This window comes from Alcanivorax sp. MD8A (genome assembly GCF_002888555.1).
Classification (GTDB): domain Bacteria; phylum Pseudomonadota; class Gammaproteobacteria; order Pseudomonadales; family Alcanivoracaceae; genus Alcanivorax.
In genome coordinates this window covers 84,708-102,776 of sequence record NZ_AQOQ01000003.1, presented here as the reverse complement: position 1 = coordinate 102,776, position 18,069 = coordinate 84,708, and the positions used below count along the sequence as shown (strand labels likewise).

Genomic DNA, 18,069 nt, shown 5'->3' with positions numbered 1-18,069 from the left:
GGGCTTTGTTAAGCTGGGCACCGAATTGTCATCACGGAGCTGTCCATGAAAGCCATCGTCACCACAGGCTGGGGCCTGAACGCCAAACTGACCCTGACCGAGACCGATGCCCCGCAACAGCCGGGGCCGGATGATGTGTTGGTACAGGTGCATGCGGCATCCGTGAATCCCAAGGACTGGAAGCTCAATTACCACTTGGCCGTGGCCGCGACCCCGGTGGGAATCAAGCGTCTGCCGCCTATCTTTGGTGATGACCTGGCCGGCGTGGTGATAGCCAAAGGCCGCAATGTACGTCATTTCGAAATCGGTGATGCGGTTTATGGCATGGACATGCGGCTGCGTACCGCCTCGCTCGCCGAGCAGGCGATCATCAGCCAGCATCGGGTGGCGAAGATACCCAAGGGCCTCAGTTTTAATGAAGCCGCCTCCCTGCCGCTAGCCGCCCTGACCGCCCTGCAGGGGCTGCGCAAGGGCGGTGCCAAGGCGGGTAAGTCCGTGTTGATCATTGGCGCCTCCGGCGGGGTCGGCACGCTGGCGGTACAGATCGCCAAGCAGATGAAGCTGCATGTCACCGGGGTGTGCAGTACCCGCAATCTGGATTTCGTCCGTGAGCTCGGTGCTGACGCCCTGATTGATTACACCCAGGGGGACTACCGCAAGACCGCTGGCGAGTTCGACATCGTGTTCGATGTGACCTCTTATGAAACACCGCTGACCTGCAAGGCATTGCTGGGCAAGCACGGGCACTTTATTTCCACCGGTGGCCAGGGAGCGTCCATGGTGGCCACGCCGTTCTACCGTCTGCTCGGCAAGAAGGCCGGCACCGTGGTGGTGGAATCCTACCGCGAAGATCTGGATACCCTGGCGGAGATGGTCGAACAGGGTGCCCTGACCCCCATTATCGACAGTGTCTTTCCCCTGCAAGACAGCGAAGCGGCCTATGAGCGCAACCGTAGCGGTCGTTGCCGGGGCAAGGTTGTAATCGAAGTGTGTTGATGGGGGTGTTTGACGGGAGCGGCATATGCCACTCCCGTCGTCCTTAAATCACCAGCATATCCATAAAGGCATTCACCGGGGTGCTCTCCAGAGTCTTCTGGTCCTTGCACAGCGTAAAGATTGCGTCGCTGCGGCCGGACGGGAAGCGGGTCGCCAGGTTGCTTTTGAACTTCTCCTCCAGCACCGGGATGCCTTCTTCACGGCGGCGGCGGTGGCCGATGGGGTATTCCACCGCCACTTGTTCGGTGTGGCTGCCGTCCTTGAAAAACACCTGAATGGCATTGGCGATAGAGCGCTTGTCCGGGTCCAGGTATTCGCGGGTGTAACGCTCGTCTTCCACGATTTCCATTTTTTCGCGCAGGGTGTCGATCAACGGGTTGGCGGCGTGGAAGCTGTCTTCATAGTGCTCTGCGGTCAGGTTGCCGAAGATCAGCGGCACTGCCGTCATGTACTGAATGCAGTGATCGCGGTCCGCCGGGTTGGCCAGGGTGCCGTGCTTGGAAATGATACGGATGGCGGATTCGTGGGTGGTGATGACGATACGCTCGATTTCGTCCAGCCGGTCTTTCACCTGCGGGTGCAGGGTCACCGCAGCTTCACAGGCGGTCTGGGAGTGGAACTCCGCCGGGAAGCTGATCTTGAACAGGATGTTTTCCATCACATAGGTGCCGTAGTCCCGCTGGAAGCTGAACTCGCGCTCGCCTTCCGGTTTCAGGGCCAGGTCCTTGTTGGTGTGGCTGAAGGACACATCGTAGAAGCCCCACTGCGGGGCGGTGAGCACGCTGGGAATGCCCATTTCGCCGCGCAGGGACATATCGGCCAGGCGCACGGCGCGGGAGGTGGCGTCGCCTGCGGCCCAGGATTTGCGTGAGCCGGCATTGGGGGCATGGCGATAGGTGCGCAGGGACGAGCCATCGACCCAGGCCTGGGACAGGGCCGCCATGATCTGCTCGCGGTCGCCGCCCAGCATATGGGTGACCACGGCGGTGGAGGCCACCCGTACCAGCAACACATGGCACAGGCCGACACGGTTGAAGCTGTTCTCCAGCGCCAGCACCCCCTGAATTTCGTGGGCTTTGACCATGGCTTCCAGCACATCCTTCATGATCAGCGGCGCCTGGCCGTTGGCCAGCCGCTGCTGGGACAGGTGATCGGCCACAGCAAGAATGCCGCCCAGATTGTCCGAAGGATGGCCCCACTCCGCAGCCAGCCAGGTGTCGTTGAAATCCAGCCAGCGAATGATGCAGCCGATGTCCCAGGCGGCTTTCACCGGGTCGAGACTGAACGACGTCCCAGGTACGCGCGCGCCGTTGGGGACCAGGGTGCCCTGCACCAGTGGGCCCAGGTGCTTGGTACATTCGGGAAAGCGCAAAGCCAGCAAACCACAACCCAGGGTGTCAATCAGACAGTTACGGGCGGTATCCATGGCCTCTTGGGACTGAATATCAAAGTTGATCACATAGTCGGCGATATCCTGGATTACCTGGTCGTAATCTGGACGGTTGGCGAGATCCATATTGGAGGACATAACGCGGTAACTCCTCATGCAACGGTCGAATGACGTTGTGCTGAAAGAAATACCTGGCCAGAAGCGTGGCGACGTGAGCGGCCGCTAAAAGCTGGGGTGCGTGTAACACAGTGTGCCTGTCACTACTGACAATGCAACGGGTACACAGTGGGCCTCATGCTGTCTTGCCGTGCGGCGATATGCCACATGGGCGGCGACTCTGCCCTCCCCTAGAATGCGCGCCGCCACTGTTGATTACTTCTGGGGAATGACCTCATGCGTTTATCTACCGCCCGCCTTGTGACGCTTGGCGGCGTCGTTATTGTTCTGCCCGCTGCGGCCATTGCGGCAGAAAATGCCCCTAACGAACTGGCACCGATCACGGTCCAGGAGCAACCGGTTTCCGAAGCGCAAAAGGAACGCGCGGGCCTGCAACGAGAACTGGCGCTGACGCCGGGTGGGGTAACGCTGGTCGAGGCGGAAGATCTGGAAGAGCGCAATGTGGCCACGCTGGGCGACATGCTGCGGTATGTGCCGGGCATGTGGACCGCAGACGGCAGCACCGGGGACGGCACCTTCCTGTCCAGTCGCGGCTCCAATCTGGATTCGGTCAACTATGATGGCAATGGCGTCAAGCTGATGATCGATGGCCTGCCGGTGACGGCGGCGGATGGCAACAACCACAACAGCTTTATCGACCCGCTGGCGGCCCGCTATGCGGTGATTGCCCGTGGCGCCAATGCCATGACCTATGGCGCCAGCACCCTGGGTGGGGCCATCGATTTTATCAGCCCGACCGCGCGTACCACCGATAACCAGGCCTACCTCAGTGCGGGTAGCCATGGCACGGTACAGAACAGCGTGACGGGCGGTACAGTTCACGGCAATCTGGATGCGTTGGTGACCGTGGAGCAACGCAGCTACGACGGCTTTCGAGCCCATCAGGAGCAGCAACGCAGTGGTGTTTATGCCAATACCGGTTGGCAGATTAGCGACAGCGTTGAGAACCGCCTCTATCTGACTTACGTGGACAATGACCAGGAACTGGCGGGCTCCCTGACTCAGGGCCAGTTCGATGCGGACCCGTACCAGGCTGGTGCCTCCAACGAGACCGGTAACTTCCTCAAGAATGTGGAGAAGTGGCGTGTTGCCAACCGCACCGCGTGGAACCTGAGTGACACCAGCAGTCTGGTGGTGGGCTTTTCATTCGAAGACCAGTCGCTCTATCACCCGATCGTCCAGAACCCGTTCTTCAGCCTGCTGATCGATAATGATCAGACGACTTTCGGCACCACCATTCGGTACGACAAAAAACTGGGCAATCATGATCTGCTGCTGGGCCTGAACTATGGCGAAACCCGCGTGAAAGGCGGCAACTATCAGCATAGTGGTGGGGTTCGTGGTGCGCTGTCTACCAAGGTGGATAACAAGGCTGACAACCTGGAAGTGTTTGCCATGGATCGTTGGCACTTTGCCGAGCGTTGGTCGCTGGTATATGGGGCCCAGGCAGTAACCGGTAACCGGGAAGTGCGCAACGTGACCGTTTCCAGTGGTGCGGAGCGCAACCCGGAAGAAGACTTCGATTCCATCAACCCTCGCGTTGGCGTGATTTACCAGCTGGCAGATCGCAGCGAACTGTTCGCCAGCGTCAGCAAGTTGTTTGAAGCCCCGACCCTTTACGAACTGGAAGATGACGTCTCTGCCAGCGACGAAGCGCTGGATGCCATGCAGGGCAAGGTGGCTGAAGTCGGCACCCGTGGCTCTGCGCCATTGGGTCAGGCCAGCGAATGGAACTGGGAATTCACCGTCTACTACGCGCAGATCGAAGACGAAATCCTGTCTCTGGATGACCCCAATGCCACGGGCACCAGTCTGGCCACCAATGTGGATGACACCATCCATGCCGGTGTGGAAGCCCTGTTTGGTGCCAGCATTGCGCTGGGCAACAGCGACCACCGTATCGCGCCGCTACTGAGCATGACCTGGAATGATTTCACCTTCGACAATGATCCGCTCTATGGCGACAACCAGCTGCCGGTAGCCCCTGAATTCTTTATTAAGGGCGAGGTAATGTACCGCCATGCCAACGGTTTCTATGCCGGCCCCACCTTCGACATTGTCGACGATCGCTACGCAGATTTTGCTAACAGCTACAAAGTTGACGGCTATGAATTACTGGGCCTGCGCACGGGCTTGAACCGTGACAACTGGGAAGTCTACCTGGAAGGCCGCAACCTGACAGACGAAGCCTATGTGGCTAATGTGAGTGCCCGCAATGATTTGAGCAATCCGGCGACAGCAGGCGCTGCCGCGATTCTGCAGGCCGGTGAGCCGCGCTCGTTCTACGCCGGCGTGCGCTTCGACTTCTAGTCATTCATCAGGAACGGATCACCATGACCGCCTCTGCGCCCCCTTCAACCCGCCCCGGCCGCTTCCATGCGGCTGTGTGGCGCTGGCATTTCCTGATCGGGATGCTGGTGATTCCTTTCCTGTTCATGCTGGCGGGCAGTGGTGCCTTGATGCTGTTGAGCAAGCCTCTGGATAACGTCCTGAACCAGAAGCTGTTGGTGGTGGAGCCCGGGAAAAACCGGCTGCCCGCGTCGGTACTGCTGCAAACGGTGCGCGAGGCATACCCCCATGCCATGGTGAAGCTCTATCTGCCACCACAACAACCGGATCAGGCCGCGCGTTTCTCGTTACAGAGCGGTCATGGCGGAGGTCATGGTGGGCATGGTGCACCGAGTACCGTGGCGCACCTGAATCCCTACACCGGGGAATTGCTGGGTAGCATGGACCCGGCGGATAGTGTCTACGCCATGGTGAAGCAGTGGCATGGCACGCTCTATCTTGGCCGTACCGGCGAGCTGTTGATTGAAATGGCCGCTGGCCTGGCGGTATTGATGATCGTCACTGGCCTGTATCTAGCCTGGCCGAACAAGGGTTGGCGGGCACTCATCCCCACCCGCACGCTGGCCAATCGTGCTGCCTGGCGGCGCTGGCACCTGAGTCTTGGCTGGCTGATAGCGGTGCCACTGCTGTTCTTTCTGATCTCCGGCATGGCCTGGACCAGCATCTGGGGTGGCAAGCTGGTGCAGCCCTGGGGCTCCCTGCCTGGCACGCGCTTTGAGCTGCCGGAAAGTCAGCCAGCGCCGGCGATGGATCACGCCAGCATGAACGAGCACGGTCTGCATCGGGTGCCCTGGGCCGTGGAGCAGACGCCCCTGCCGCAAGGATCATCAGGCCCTTCGCCGCTGGATCTGGATGCGGTGGTCAAGCGGGCCGGTGAGCAGGGCTTCGAACACTTTCGCGTGCACTTTCCACAGGGTGGGCCACAGGGCGAACGCGGCGTCTGGACCCTGTCGGCCACCACCATTGCCGGCGATATCAACAACCCGTTGGACGAGCGCATCCTGCACCTGAATCCGGGTAATGGTGAAATACTGAAACAGATCCGCTTTGCCGATTACCCCGCCATGGGCAAGGCCATGGCCGCGTCGATTCCTTTTCATCAGGGTGATCTGGGGCCGTGGAACTGGTGGCTGAACCTGCTGTTTGTGTGCCTGATTCTGGCATTGATTGTCACTGGAGGCATGCTCTGGTGGAAACGCCAAACTCGCCGTGCTGCACCCTCGGCGCCCCCAAAGCCCGCCCTTGCGGTGGGGACTGTCATGTTGCTGGTGGCGTTGATGTTCCCTCTGTCGGCACTGGCCATGCTGGTGATGATCGCAGTGGATGTCTGTCTGCCACGGCGCGCAACACCCTAGCGCCCGCAGGAGCACTGCGGTTTCCCTCTGCGCATTGACGCTGTTATCTCCTTAACGGGAAGATGAACGGCACCGGTGAAAATGCGATGGCTGTCCATCTAACCGGATTCACTGCGGCAGAAAAATGGAATCAGCATGGGCCAGTATTCGGCGTATCACCTTTCAGATTGCGAGACCCTCTGTACAGAATCGCCTTCCCATAGCAGCGACTTGTTCGGTGACCTGGCCAGCCAATCCGGCATTCTGGCCACCCGAGCCAGTTATATCGCGGGCTTTCTCAAGCCGACGCACCGTTATCTGCATCGCGTGTCGTATGACGATAGTCAGATCGCGCATGTTCATGAAGAGGGTCACCATGACGGGGCATCCAGTTTCAGCACGCTGGAGTATGTGCTGTTGTCCGACGCGGAGATTGTCGAGAGCTGGACTTTGTCGGAGCGGGATGACCTGATGCGACTGGCGGCATCCGAGTTTATCCAGCAGCTGCATGGCGCGCTGATTGGCTCGCCGAATGATTTTATTGCGGTGCTGGTGCAGGGGTTGCAGGCCTCTTTGGATCGTGACTGTCTGGCAGTCTTCCGGTTAAAGCCACAAGGCATTGTCGACGTCATGGACAAAGTCCCGGTGGCTTTGCTGCGCAGTTATGTCAAAAGCGGTTTGCTGGCGGAGCAAGAGCTGTGCGCCCTGTATGACAATGAGCTGTTTCGTGCCGGCAGCGATTACCAGGAAAAACAGCGGGGCCGTGATCCGCAATCGACTCTGTTGTCATTGTTTGACGAAAGCTTTGCTCCGCAGCCCCCAAGCGTGCAGCAAGCGGTGGCTCGCTACCATTTTATTGCTGGCGCAGAGTGGAAACCGTTTTTGGCGCCCGGCGTGATGCTGGGTTTCACAGAGCGACAGTTTCGCTACCTTCGTGAAGCCCAGGGTGAACAGGCCGCCATCGCTGCCCTGCTCGATGATCGACTGGCGGTGGCGATAGAAAGCGAGCCTTACCTCTTGCGGGCCCTGGTCACCGGCAGAACACAGGATGCCGTGTCGCTGTTAAAGCGCTACGCCAACCATCGACGAGGCTTGCTGACCTTCATCCGTCATTTTGTCGCCTTGTACGGCCACCCGCCCCGTTTCCGGTTTGATGTTCTGCCCTTTTATGAAGAGGTGAAACGGGAACAGTTTTCAGCGGGCTCGCTGACCTTGCGACAGCTCTGTGAAAGCGGTTACGCGGCGGCATTGGAGCAGCACCTGAAAACCGAAAATCCGCCACTAAAGGCATTGAATTCAGCACTGCCCTACGCGGCCGACATGGGCTACACGCACATGGTCAAGCTGCTGCACGAGGCCGGGGCCGACCTGGACACCTGGGCGAACTATGCCATCAAGACCGCCACCAGCAAGGGTTATGGGCCCCTGCTTCGCTATCTTCGCGACAATGGGGTGAGCTGGGAAGAGCCAGAGAAATCTGACAGCGCGTGGGGTTTCTGACGCAGGTCAGTTGAATGGAAAGGCGGGTTACCTGCTGTAGGGGGGGCAACGGGGTAGAGACCGAGGTTGCCGAAATCCAGAGCCGGGGTTGGTTAATGAGCCGAATCTGATGCATAATCGGCTCATAATATGATCCAAAAAAGCAGGTTATTCGGCTCATGTATATCTGGGAACAACCGGATTGGCCCCATTTCCGCTGGGATGCGAGCAAGCTAAAGCCCTGGCTCGACAATATTCGCTTGCTGCAGGGGCGGTTACTGGGTCGGGCTGAAGCTACTCCAGAACAGGCAGATCTGGAGGTGGAGATGGATGCCCTGATTCAGAATGCCATCCGCACGAGTGAAATCGAAGGCGAGCATCTGGATGTGGGCTCCGTGCGCTCTTCGGTGGCCCGGCAGTTGGGCCTGGAGCAGGCTGGCGTGGTGAATCGCGCCACTCCCGTTTCGGATTCGCTGGTGGCATTGCTGCTGGAAGCCACCCGTCAGCCGGATACCGCCTTGTCGCTCGAACAGCTCTGCCATTGGCAAGCCATGCTGTTCCCCGAAGGCGCAGTGTCGCTGGCTAACATCAATATCGGCAGCTTGCGTGGTGAACAGCCCATGCAAGTGGTCTCAGGGCGTATAGACAGGCCCAAGGTGCACTTCGAAGCCCCGCCTCGCGACAGGCTGGAGAAAGAGCTGGCAGCGTTTGTGGACTGGTTCAATCAGCCGCCGGTTGAGATGGATGCGTTAACGCGAGCAGGCGTGGCGCACTTGTGGTTGGTTACCCTGCTTCCCTTTGACGACGGCAACGGGCGACTGGCCCGCGCGGTAACCGACCGGGCTCTTGCACAGGCAGAACGTCAGTCTGTGCGTTTCTATTCCCTCAGCGCCGCCATCATGGCAAGGCGCAGCGCCTACTATGATCACCTTGAGCAAACCCAGAAAGGTGAGCTGGATATCACCGGCTGGCTGGTCTGGTTTCTGGAAACACTGGAAGCGGCCTTGCAAGATGCATTGGCAAGCATCGACCGGGTGCTGGATAAAACCCGCTTCTGGCAGCGCCATGCCACCACCGTCTTGAGCGAGCGCCAGATCAAGGTGCTTAACCGGTTACTGGATACTGCAGGCGAAGAATTTGAGCACGGTATCAACGCGCGCAAATACCAGTCTCTGGCCAAAGTCAGCAAGGCAACCGCGACCCGGGATCTGGCGGATTTGTTGGAAAAAGGATGCCTTGAGAAATTGCCGGGTGGAGGACGTAATACGCGCTATGTTGTTGCTTGCGTAGTGCAGGCTTGGCTGCCTTGAGTGCTTTCAGGGGGCTTATATTGGGTTCATCACGGATTTCCGGGAAAAGCCCGATTCAAGCCTCCCCCTTTCCGTAGGAGCGTCGCTCGCGGCGCGATACCCAAATCTGAAAAACGATATTTAGCACAGAGGTCACAGAGCACACAGAGTGAAAACCTGTTTTCTCGGTGACCTCTTTGCCCTCTGTGGTGAGAACGCTTTTGATCCTGGTCGTGGAATCGCGCCGCAAGCGACGCTCCTACGCTCAGGTGACGGTGCCGAACACCTGAATGATGTTGCCCAGTCGAGCAGTGAACTTGTCGCCGCTGTTCAGCGGGCCGACGCCGGCGGGGGTGCCGGTGAAGACCACGTCGCCGGGTTCCAGAGTGAAGGTCTGGCTGATTTCGGCCAGCAGTTCGAAGGTGGGAAACAGCATCAGGCCGGTGTGGCCGTGTTGTTTCACTTCCTCGTTGATCTCCAGGGTCACATCCAGGTTCTGGCGCACGGAGATGCCGCGGGCATCGATAAAGCCGGATACCGGGGCGGCGCCGTCGAAGGCCTTGGCCCGTTCCCAGGGGAGCCCTTTTTCCTTTAGCTGGTTTTGCAGTTCACGCAGGGTCAGATCCAGACCGACGCCGTAGGCGGCGATGCTGAAACGAATGTTCTCCAGATCGGTTTCCTTGCGGATGCGTTTGCCGATCAGCACCACCATTTCCACTTCATGATGCACCGGCCCCTGCCCTGTCGGGATCACCACCGGTTCGTGCAGGCTGGCCAGCGCAGAGGCCGGCTTCATGAACAGGATTGGGGACTCGGGTACCTCGTTGCCCAGCTCGCGGGCGTGGTCGACGTAGTTGCGACCCACGCACACGACCTTGCCCACCGGGATATCAATGGGGGAGCCGTCGATCCAGCGGTGCACGTAGCCATCGTCGTCGCGGTTCAGGGTGATGGCATCATCAAACATCAAACAGCTTCCCGGGGTTCATGATGTTGTTGGGATCGAACACCTGCTTGACGGCTTTCATGCAGGCGATTTCTTCCGGGCTGCGGGAGTATTCCAGGTACGGCTTCTTGGTCATGCCCACGCCGTGCTCGGCTGAGATAGACCCGTTGTACTTCTCGACGATCTCGAACACCCACTTGGAGACGTTGTTGCACTTGGCAAAGAAGTCTTCCTTGGCCAGGTCCGCCGGCTTGAGGATGTTGAGGTGCATGTTGCCGTCGCCGATGTGGCCAAACCAGACAATCTCGAAATCCGGGTAGGCGTCCTGCACCACGGTGTCCACGTCTTCCACAAAGTCCGGCACCTTGGCGATGCTCACCGAAATGTCGTTCTTGTACGGGGTGTGCGGGGCGATGGATTCGGAGATGCGCTCACGCAGCTGCCACAGCTGGTCGAGCTGCTGCAGGGACTGGCTCATGACGCCGTCCAGTACCCAGCCTTCTTCCACGCATTTCTCGAAGATGGCCATGGCCTGCTCGCCGACCTGCTCGGAAAGCTGTTCGAATTCCAGCAGGCAGTAGAACGGGCACTCGGTCTCGAAGGGCTTGGGCACGCCGTGGGCCAGTACGTGGGCTATGGCCTTGTCGGAGAAGAACTCAAAGGCGGTCAGGTCGATGTCCTGCTGGAACGCGTGCAGGATGCTCATCACTTCGCGGAAGCCCGGCGCGCCCAGTACCAGGGCGGTCAGGTCTTTCGGCTGGCGAGTGAGTTTGACGGTGGCTTCTACCACCAGGCCCAGGGTGCCTTCAGAGCCGATAAACAGGTGACGGAAGTCGTAGCCGGTGGCGTTCTTGATCAGCCCCTTGTTCAGTTCCAGCAGTTCACCCTTGCCGGTGATGACTTTCAGGCCGGTGATCCAGTCGCGGGTCATGCCGTAGCGGATCACCTTGATGCCGCCGGCGTTGGTGCCGATGTTGCCACCGATCTGGCTGGAGCCGGCGGAGGCAAAATCCACCGGGTAAAACAGGCCCTTTTCCTCGGCGAATTCCTGCAGCTGCTGGGTGACCACACCGGGTTGCACGGTGACAGCGCGATCGAATTCGTTGAAATCGAGCACCTTGTTCATGCGATCGAAGGCCACTACCAGCTCGTTGTTGGCGGCCACGGCGCCGGCAGACAGACCGGTACGGCCACCGGACGGCACCAGGTGCAGGCCGTGCTCGTTGGCGATTTCCACGATCTGCTGCACTTCCTCGATGGTCTCCGGCAGCGCGATGGCACAGGGGGCCGGGGCCCACACCTTGGTCCAGTCGACCCCGTAGCGCTCGGCGCTGTCCGGATCGGTGAGCAGGCGTTTGCCAAGCAAATCAGTCAGTTGCTCCAGCGCGGCATGGGCAAGGGCGGTCATCAAGGGTCTCCTGAGCGGGGTAAAACGCACGATCTTGAGGCGTTCTCACGACAACTTGAGCAATCCGACTGCCGGGTTGCTCTCAATTTGAGCGCGCTATGTTAACATACGCGCCCATTTCACAGGCTACCGAGACTTCAATCATGGCCGATACTTCTCTTGAGAAGGACAAGATCCGCGTTCTCCTGCTCGAGGGCATCCACGAAAATGCCGTGGAAAACCTGAAGGCACACGGCTACACCAACGTGGAACTGCTGCCCACCGCCCTGACTGGCAGCGATCTGACGGACAAGATCCAGGATGCCCATTTTATTGGTATCCGCTCCCGCACCCAGCTCACCGAAGAGGTGTTTGCTGCGGCGGAGAAACTGATTGGTGTCGGCTGCTTCTGTATCGGTACCAACCAGGTGGACCTGAAGGCGGCCCTGAAGCGCGGTATTCCGGTGTTCAATGCCCCCTACTCCAACACCCGCTCCGTGGCCGAGCTGGTGATTGCCCACACTATCAACCTGATGCGTGGCATTCCCGAGAAGAACGCCTCTGCCCACCGTGGCGGCTGGCTCAAGTCGGCCAAGGACAGCTACGAAATTCGTGGCAAGACCCTGGGTATCGTGGGTTACGGCAATATCGGCGCGCAGGTGTCGGTGCTGGCTGAATCCATGGGGATGAAGGTGAAGTTCTACGACGTGATTCCCAAGTTGCCGCTGGGTAACGCCGAGCAGGTCAGCAACCTGAACGACCTGCTGGGTCAGTCTGACGTGGTCAGCCTGCATGTGCCGGATACCGCCGACACCCGCTGGATGATCAAGGAAGAGCAGATTCGCGCCATGAAGCCCAAGGGCTACCTGATCAACTACGCCCGCGGCAAGGTGGTGGACATTGATGCCCTGGCGGCAGCGCTGAAGGACGGCCATCTGCTGGGTGCCGCCATCGACGTGTTCCCGGAAGAGCCGAAAGGTAATGATGACGAGTTCGTCAGCCCGCTGCGCGAATTCGACAATGTGATCCTGACCCCGCATATCGGTGGCTCGACCCAGGAAGCCCAGGTCAACATCGGCACCGAGGTGTCCGAAAAGCTGGCCCGTTACTCCGACAACGGCGCCACCCTGGGTGCGGTGAACTTCCCGGAAGTGGCCCTGCCGGCGCACCCGGACATGCACCGCCTGCTGCACATTCACAAGAACGTGCCCGGCGTACTCACCCAGATCAATACCATTTTCTCCGAGAATGGCATCAACATCTGTGGTCAGTACCTGCAGACCAATGAAGACATTGGTTATGTGGTGATCGACGTCAATAAAGAGTACAGCCAGCTGGCGCTGGACAAACTGCGCACTATCGAGGGCACTATCCGTACCCGCGTGCTGTTCTGATTGACAGGAAGTGCCAGTAAACGGGCGGGTGGAGTGTGACCTGCTCGACAAAAAGCCGAAGTCGGGCTACCTTGCCTGCTTCGGCTTTTTACATTTTGGGGACCAACCGGGAAATGATGAGTCTAGCCAAGGGATGGCTGGCGCTGGTGCTGCTAGCAGCACTGTCGGGATGTGCGACCAACTCGTTGTTCGTGTCGTATCCCAGCCAGGCACAAAAATGGAAAACCTCGCTGGCCAGCGAGACGCCCAACCCGGCAGTACTGGGCAAACTGGAACAGTCCACCGCCGGGGGTGATGGTGTACTGTATTTTCAGGAACTGGGTCGTGTCAGCCAGCTGACCGATCAGCCTGAGGCCAGTCGCAACGCCTTTGCCAGTGCGGTGGCGGAATACGACAAGGAAGATGCCAGCGCCAAAATCCAGGTGTCTTCCCTCGCGGCGACCGGCACGGCCATGCTCACCAATGACAATGCCCGCCCTTATGTGGCGCCTGATTACGAGCGGATCTTCACTCGGGCATATCAGGCGCTCAACTATTGGGCGGCCGGCGATGCCACCGGTACCTCGGTGGAACTGCGCGCCGCGGCACTTGAGCAGCAGGTGGCCGCCAACAAGCGCGACAAGGAAATCGCCAAGGCAGAAGAAGACGCTGACGAAAACAGCATCGATCTGAATCAGTTTGATGGCTATTTCGAAGGGCTCAATGCGGTGGCCGGCGATGTAAAGGCCAGCTTCCAGAATGCCTGGACCTTTTATCTTTCCGCCCTGTTCTGGGAAGCTCACGGCGAATACAACGACGCCTTGGTGGATTACAAGAAAGCCCTGGAGATCCACTCCTCCTCGACCATGCTCAAGGAAGATGTGGAGCGCGTTTCCAACCGGATGAAACGCCGCAAGGTCGACGGTGGCATGGTCGCGGTCATCTATGAGCAGGGTTTCGTCCAGCCCCGTCAGGAGTTCAGTCTGCCAATCCCCACCGTGCATGGTCTGTTCTCCGTCGCCTTCCCCACCTATGCTCTGGCTGACAAACCCATGCCCAATACCCTGCGGGTGCTGGACAGTGCCAGCCAGCCGTTGGGAGAAACCCAGGTGCTGGCGGATGTGGGCGCCCTGGCAGCCAAGGACCTGAAGGAACGCATGCCCGGCATGCTGGTACGCCAGACGCTGCGAGCCACTGCCAAATACAATGTGCAGAAGCAGGCCAACGACAATTTCGGTCTGATAGGCTCTCTGAGCACCCAGATCTATAACCTGGTCAGTGAGCAGGCCGACCAGCGCAGCTGGCTGACGCTGCCCGCCTATGCCCAGGCCACCCGTTTTACCCTGGAACCCGGTGAACACACCTTGTTGTTGAGCACCCCTCAGGGCAATGCTACGTTGACAGTACCGGTAGTAGACCGGGGCCTCACCGTGATCCATGCCGTGGCCATTCCCGGCCGCTTGATAACTCGCGTGTTACCCGTTCAGGAGGGACCCTTATGACGATATTCCGCCCATTGATGGCGCTGCTGGTAGCGCTGCTTCTTACGGCCTGTTCGGCCAGCAACATGGGGCAGCTGGAAGTGGATGAGAACGGAGAGACGGTTACCAGGGTCTATTCCAATAACAGCCTGCTTTCCAGCCGTATTTCCGTGCCTGACCTGAAGCAGAAAAAGGTGGGAGACCTGCTCTACATGCAGGCCACGCTGGAAAACGATTGGAAATTCCAGCTCGATTTTCAGTACAAGGTGAAGTTTTTTGACGCCGACGGCTTTGAACTGCAGCCGGAAGCGCAACCCTGGCGGCAGGTGGTGATGGCCGGTCGCAGCCAGAACAATATCAAGGCCATCGCCCCGAACCCGTCGGCCGTGCGCTTTGAAATCTGGGTACAGGAATAACCTCTCGCGTTTGAGAGACTAAAAGGAACAAGGAGACAAGAATGCGACGTGTACTAACCATGATCATGCTGGGTGCCGCTGTGGCGCTGTCCGGCTGTTCCACCGTGGACTACGGCGATGCCCAAGCCCGTGAAACCGTGAATACCGATTTCGGTTCCACCGACCTGCAGATGATTGCCAGCAAGATGGTCGATGACATGTTGGTGTTCCCGCCCATCGTACAACTGACCCAGAGCCGTCGTCCGGTGGTGTTTGTGGATAGCATCAAGAACAAGACCACCGAACACATCGACACTGAGTCCATCACCGACACCATCCAGTCCAAACTGCTTAACTCGGGCAAGTTCCGTTTCGTGGACATGACCAAGGTAGAAAGCGTGCGTGAGCAGCTGGACTACCAGAGCGAATCCGGCCTGGTGGATCCAAACACCGCTGCGCAGATGGGTCGTCAGATCGGTGCCGAGTTCATGATGTACGGTAACTTCTCTTCCATTGTGAAGCGTGAAGGCAGCACCAAGGATGTGTACTACAAGTTCACCCTCAAGCTGATGAACATTCAGACCGGCATCATCGAGTGGGCGAACGAGAAAGAAATCCGCAAGACCCAGAAGAAAAGTCTGTTCGGAATGTAAGTAGCGGGCTAACGCCTGGTTGCTAAACGTTCCCGCCATAGAGCCCGCGGAGCCTACCGGGAAACTATACGGTGAGCTCTGTGGTCTCTTTGGTATCCCGCGGTGCGAATATCGCCCGTCAGAACAAGGAGGTCACATGTTCAAACGTCTATTTGCTCCACTGTTTCTCTTGCTGGCGATGTGCTCAACGGCAAGCCATGCGCTGACCGAAACGGTGTCCGTCACGGCCCGCGGGTTTGGCGACAACCCCGAGCAGGCCATGACCAATGCGCTGGTGGCGGCGGTGCGTCAGGGAGGCGGTGTGACCCTGGCGGTGGATCCCAACTTCCGTACGGATGTGTACGAGTGGGTGATTCAGCAGCAAGGGGATGTGTCCACCTGGATGGGCAAGGAAACCTCGGTGCCAGAGCCCCAACTGCCGACCATGGGCAACATCAAGACCTATCAGGTGCAGTCTGTGAAGCAGGTGGACGACGGCATGTGGCAGGCGGATATCCAGGCCGATATCTTGCGTCCCAAGTCCATTGGGCCGGACCGCTCTCATCTTCCCGGTATTGCCATTGCGACCTTTGATACCCGTGCCGCCAGTTATGACCTGGGCGACGTCAAGGTTTCCGCCTCGGAAGTACAGCGGGATCTGGCGGAAAACCTGTCCATGGCCTTCACTCAATCAGGCCGTTTCCGGGTGCTGGACCGTGCCTACTTGTCTGATGTCGACAAGGAGCTGGGTGTGGTGGCGTCCGGTAGCATTGCCCCGGAAGAAATGGCTCGCCTGGGGCAGCGCAAAGGGGCAGACCTGTTGCTGGTAGGGACCATTGAAGATTTCCAGATTGGTGACAGCGAGCGGGAATTCTACGGTGCCAAGATGGGCGGTTATGAGCCCTATGTACGGGTGCGTTATCGTCTGATCGATACCACGACGACAGAAATACTGTGGAGTGACCTGTATGTGTGGGACAAGTCTGAAGCGGAAATTCGCGAAGTGGCCCGCCAGTTGAACATTGATGACCGTAATCATCCTGAGCGCCTTGCCGATGTGATGTACCCGGAAATTGCCCGGGCCATCGCCGGGGATGCCACGGACGTGCTCTACCCGGTTCAGGTGATCAAGGTAGACGGCAGCACGGTCTTCCTCTCCCAGGGTGAAGGGCGTCTGGAGCAGGATGCGCTGATGAAGGTGTATCGCCCTGCCGGAGAAATGAAAGATCCGGACACCGGCATGACCATCAAGATGGAAGGCGCTGCACTGGCCACACTCAAAGTGAGTGAAATCCGTCCGGATTATGGGATTGCCGTGATTGAAGGTGATGCCAGCAGCTCGCTCAAGGTGGGTGACCGGGTGCGCCCGGACAAGCAGGCCAATAACCCGGCGGCTCAACCCGCCGGCCAGCCTGCCACCCCGGGATCGTCTGACGCGCCGATCCAGTGGTAAAACAAAAACCCCCGCACTGCGGGGGTTTTTGTTTTTATGTAGGAGTATAGCTCCTGCAAAGGGACGGCGACGCGATTATCAGGATGCCGGATTCGCGGCCAGCGCAGCGGCTTGCTTCTTGCGCTTGCTTGTCACTCTCGCCTTGCGTTTCTTCCACCAGATCACCAGCCCGGTGATCGACAGCATCGCGACAGCGATGCCCATGATGGAAATGATGATACGACCAGGCAGGCCGGCGATACGGCCGGAGTGCAGAGGGAACTGCAGCTGGTTGAAGACGTCGGCGGCGGTGCCGGTCCAGGGGACTTCGTCACCCAGCAGCTCAGCGGTGTTGCCGTCGTAGTACAGGCTTTTCACTTTCATGCCACCGCTGTCGTGGTCTTCCCCGGGGAAGTAAAAACGCACCCCAAAGATGGCGAAGTTGTCGCTATAGAACGTATCGCCAATGGGCTCGTCCCAGCCACGGTTATCGGCTTCTGCGCGGGCCTGTTCAAACAGTTGCGGCCAGGATACCTCTGGCTCCACCGGGTCATGCAGGGCCGTGGGGGCGCGTTTCATGAAGGGGCCCGGGGTGGTTTCGGAAATCGTGGACATGATCGGGTAGAAGACTTCCCGGTACAGGTTCAGCGAGAACGAGGTAAAGGCCAGCAGCAGCAACAGCCCGAATACCCACAGGCCCACGGCCCGGTGCAGATCGAAATTCAGTTTGTAGGGCCCGGCCCCGCGGCGAATCATCCAGGCCGGTTTCCAGCGCTGCATCCAGCTTTTGCCGCCGGCGTTGGCGGTGCGTCGACGGCGCGGCAGAGTCAGGGCCATGGCAATAAAGGTATCGAACAACCAGACCAGCGCGACACCCCCCATCAACCACACGCCCCACTCATCAATGCCCCGCCATTCCGGAATGTGCAGGGAATAATGGAGTTTGTAGAGGAATGACATCAGGTGTTCCGGATGCAGGGAAATCTTGCCCCACTCGCGCTTGCCGACGATCTCGCCGGTGACCGGATCCACAAAGGCGTGGTTGTAGTCCAGTTCATAGCGCTTGCCGGTGTCCGGGTTTTTCAGGGCATCCACCCAGATCTCGGCGTTGTGGCCGGGCTCGGCGGCCAGCGGGAAGAAACTGACCCGGACACGGGGGTCGTCCGCTTCCACGATCTTGACCAGCTCCAGCATGGGCAGCGGTTCGCCTTCGCTCTGGCTCTCGAACAGGTGAGGATTAAGCCATTCGTCCAGTTCGTGGTCCCAGGAAATGATTGCGCCGGTAAGCCCGGCAATGATCAGGAAGACGGCAATGAAGAGGCCGAACCAGCGATGAAGGACAACGAGCAGCGAGCGCATGAGAAATTACCTGGAAAGTCCGCGATAAAGCCTGTCTGGGTGACGCGGAG

General features: G+C 59.1%; 14 protein-coding genes. 10 read left to right on the top strand and 4 right to left on the bottom strand.

Translation table 11 applies throughout. The features are described 5' to 3' along the window. The first annotated feature begins 45 nt into the window (after positions 1-45). Positions 46-996, top strand: a complete 951-nt coding sequence (locus A15D_RS02550) for an NAD(P)-dependent alcohol dehydrogenase (RefSeq protein WP_102790642.1) — start codon at positions 46-48, stop codon at positions 994-996. Between the two features lie 43 nt (positions 997-1,039). Here the strand turns inward: A15D_RS02550 and prpD are convergent, their stop codons facing one another. Next, positions 1,040-2,524, bottom strand: coding sequence for a 2-methylcitrate dehydratase (prpD, locus tag A15D_RS02545; protein ID WP_102790641.1), 1,485 nt, complete (start codon positions 2,522-2,524; stop codon positions 1,040-1,042). A 255-nt stretch (positions 2,525-2,779) separates the two neighbouring features. Here prpD and A15D_RS02540 point away from each other — a divergent pair, with 255 nt between their 5' ends. The 4 genes from A15D_RS02540 (at position 2,780) to A15D_RS02525 (ending at position 9,035) form a co-directional block, all read left to right on the top strand. After that, positions 2,780-4,873 (top strand): TonB-dependent receptor domain-containing protein, encoded by a 2,094-nt coding sequence (locus tag A15D_RS02540; protein ID WP_102790640.1) that lies wholly within the window; start codon positions 2,780-2,782, stop codon positions 4,871-4,873. Between the two features lie 23 nt (positions 4,874-4,896). Next, positions 4,897-6,267, top strand: coding sequence for a PepSY domain-containing protein (locus A15D_RS02535; protein ID WP_102790639.1), 1,371 nt, complete (start codon positions 4,897-4,899; stop codon positions 6,265-6,267). Between the two features lie 135 nt (positions 6,268-6,402). Next, the gene (locus tag A15D_RS02530; protein ID WP_102790638.1) at positions 6,403-7,746 is read left to right on the top strand and encodes an ankyrin repeat domain-containing protein; all 1,344 of its coding nucleotides are present in this window, start codon (positions 6,403-6,405) and stop codon (positions 7,744-7,746) included. A gap of 158 nt (positions 7,747-7,904) precedes the next feature. After that, positions 7,905-9,035: a Fic family protein gene (locus tag A15D_RS02525; RefSeq protein WP_102790637.1), complete on the top strand. Its 1,131-nt coding sequence runs from the start codon at positions 7,905-7,907 to the stop codon at positions 9,033-9,035. A gap of 244 nt (positions 9,036-9,279) precedes the next feature. Here A15D_RS02525 and A15D_RS02520 read toward each other — a convergent pair whose 3' ends face one another. Both A15D_RS02520 and A15D_RS02515 read right to left on the bottom strand, forming a co-directional pair. Then, positions 9,280-9,981, bottom strand: a complete 702-nt coding sequence (locus A15D_RS02520; RefSeq protein WP_102790636.1) for a fumarylacetoacetate hydrolase family protein — start codon at positions 9,979-9,981, stop codon at positions 9,280-9,282. Continuing rightward, positions 9,974-11,368: an FAD-binding oxidoreductase gene (locus tag A15D_RS02515; RefSeq protein WP_102790635.1), complete on the bottom strand. Its 1,395-nt coding sequence runs from the start codon at positions 11,366-11,368 to the stop codon at positions 9,974-9,976. Before A15D_RS02515 ends, A15D_RS02520 begins: the two co-directional genes overlap by 8 nt. Before the next feature lie 143 nt (positions 11,369-11,511). Here A15D_RS02515 and serA point away from each other — a divergent pair, with 143 nt between their 5' ends. The 5 genes from serA (at position 11,512) to A15D_RS02490 (ending at position 16,681) form a co-directional block, all read left to right on the top strand. Continuing rightward, entirely contained in the window at positions 11,512-12,741 is a 1,230-nt protein-coding gene (serA, locus tag A15D_RS02510; RefSeq protein WP_102790634.1) for a phosphoglycerate dehydrogenase, read from the top strand. Between the two features lie 113 nt (positions 12,742-12,854). Further along, complete coding sequence (locus A15D_RS02505; protein ID WP_102790633.1) at positions 12,855-14,222, top strand: COG3014 family protein; 1,368 nt, start codon at positions 12,855-12,857, stop codon at positions 14,220-14,222. Beyond that, positions 14,219-14,617, top strand: a complete 399-nt coding sequence (locus tag A15D_RS02500) for a YcfL family protein (RefSeq protein WP_022985973.1) — start codon at positions 14,219-14,221, stop codon at positions 14,615-14,617. Before A15D_RS02505 ends, A15D_RS02500 begins: the two co-directional genes overlap by 4 nt. A gap of 41 nt (positions 14,618-14,658) precedes the next feature. Then, positions 14,659-15,249: a penicillin-binding protein activator LpoB gene (gene lpoB, locus A15D_RS02495; protein WP_102790632.1), complete on the top strand. Its 591-nt coding sequence runs from the start codon at positions 14,659-14,661 to the stop codon at positions 15,247-15,249. Between the two features lie 136 nt (positions 15,250-15,385). Further along, a complete protein-coding gene (locus tag A15D_RS02490; protein ID WP_102790631.1) occupies positions 15,386-16,681 on the top strand; it encodes a CsgG/HfaB family protein in 1,296 nt (431 codons plus the stop codon). 78 nt (positions 16,682-16,759) lie between these two features. Here the strand turns inward: A15D_RS02490 and A15D_RS02485 are convergent, their stop codons facing one another. After that, on the bottom strand, positions 16,760-18,019 hold the full coding sequence (locus A15D_RS02485; protein WP_102790630.1) for a PepSY domain-containing protein: 1,260 nt from the start codon (positions 18,017-18,019) through the stop codon (positions 16,760-16,762). Positions 18,020-18,069: the final 50 nt, after the last annotated feature.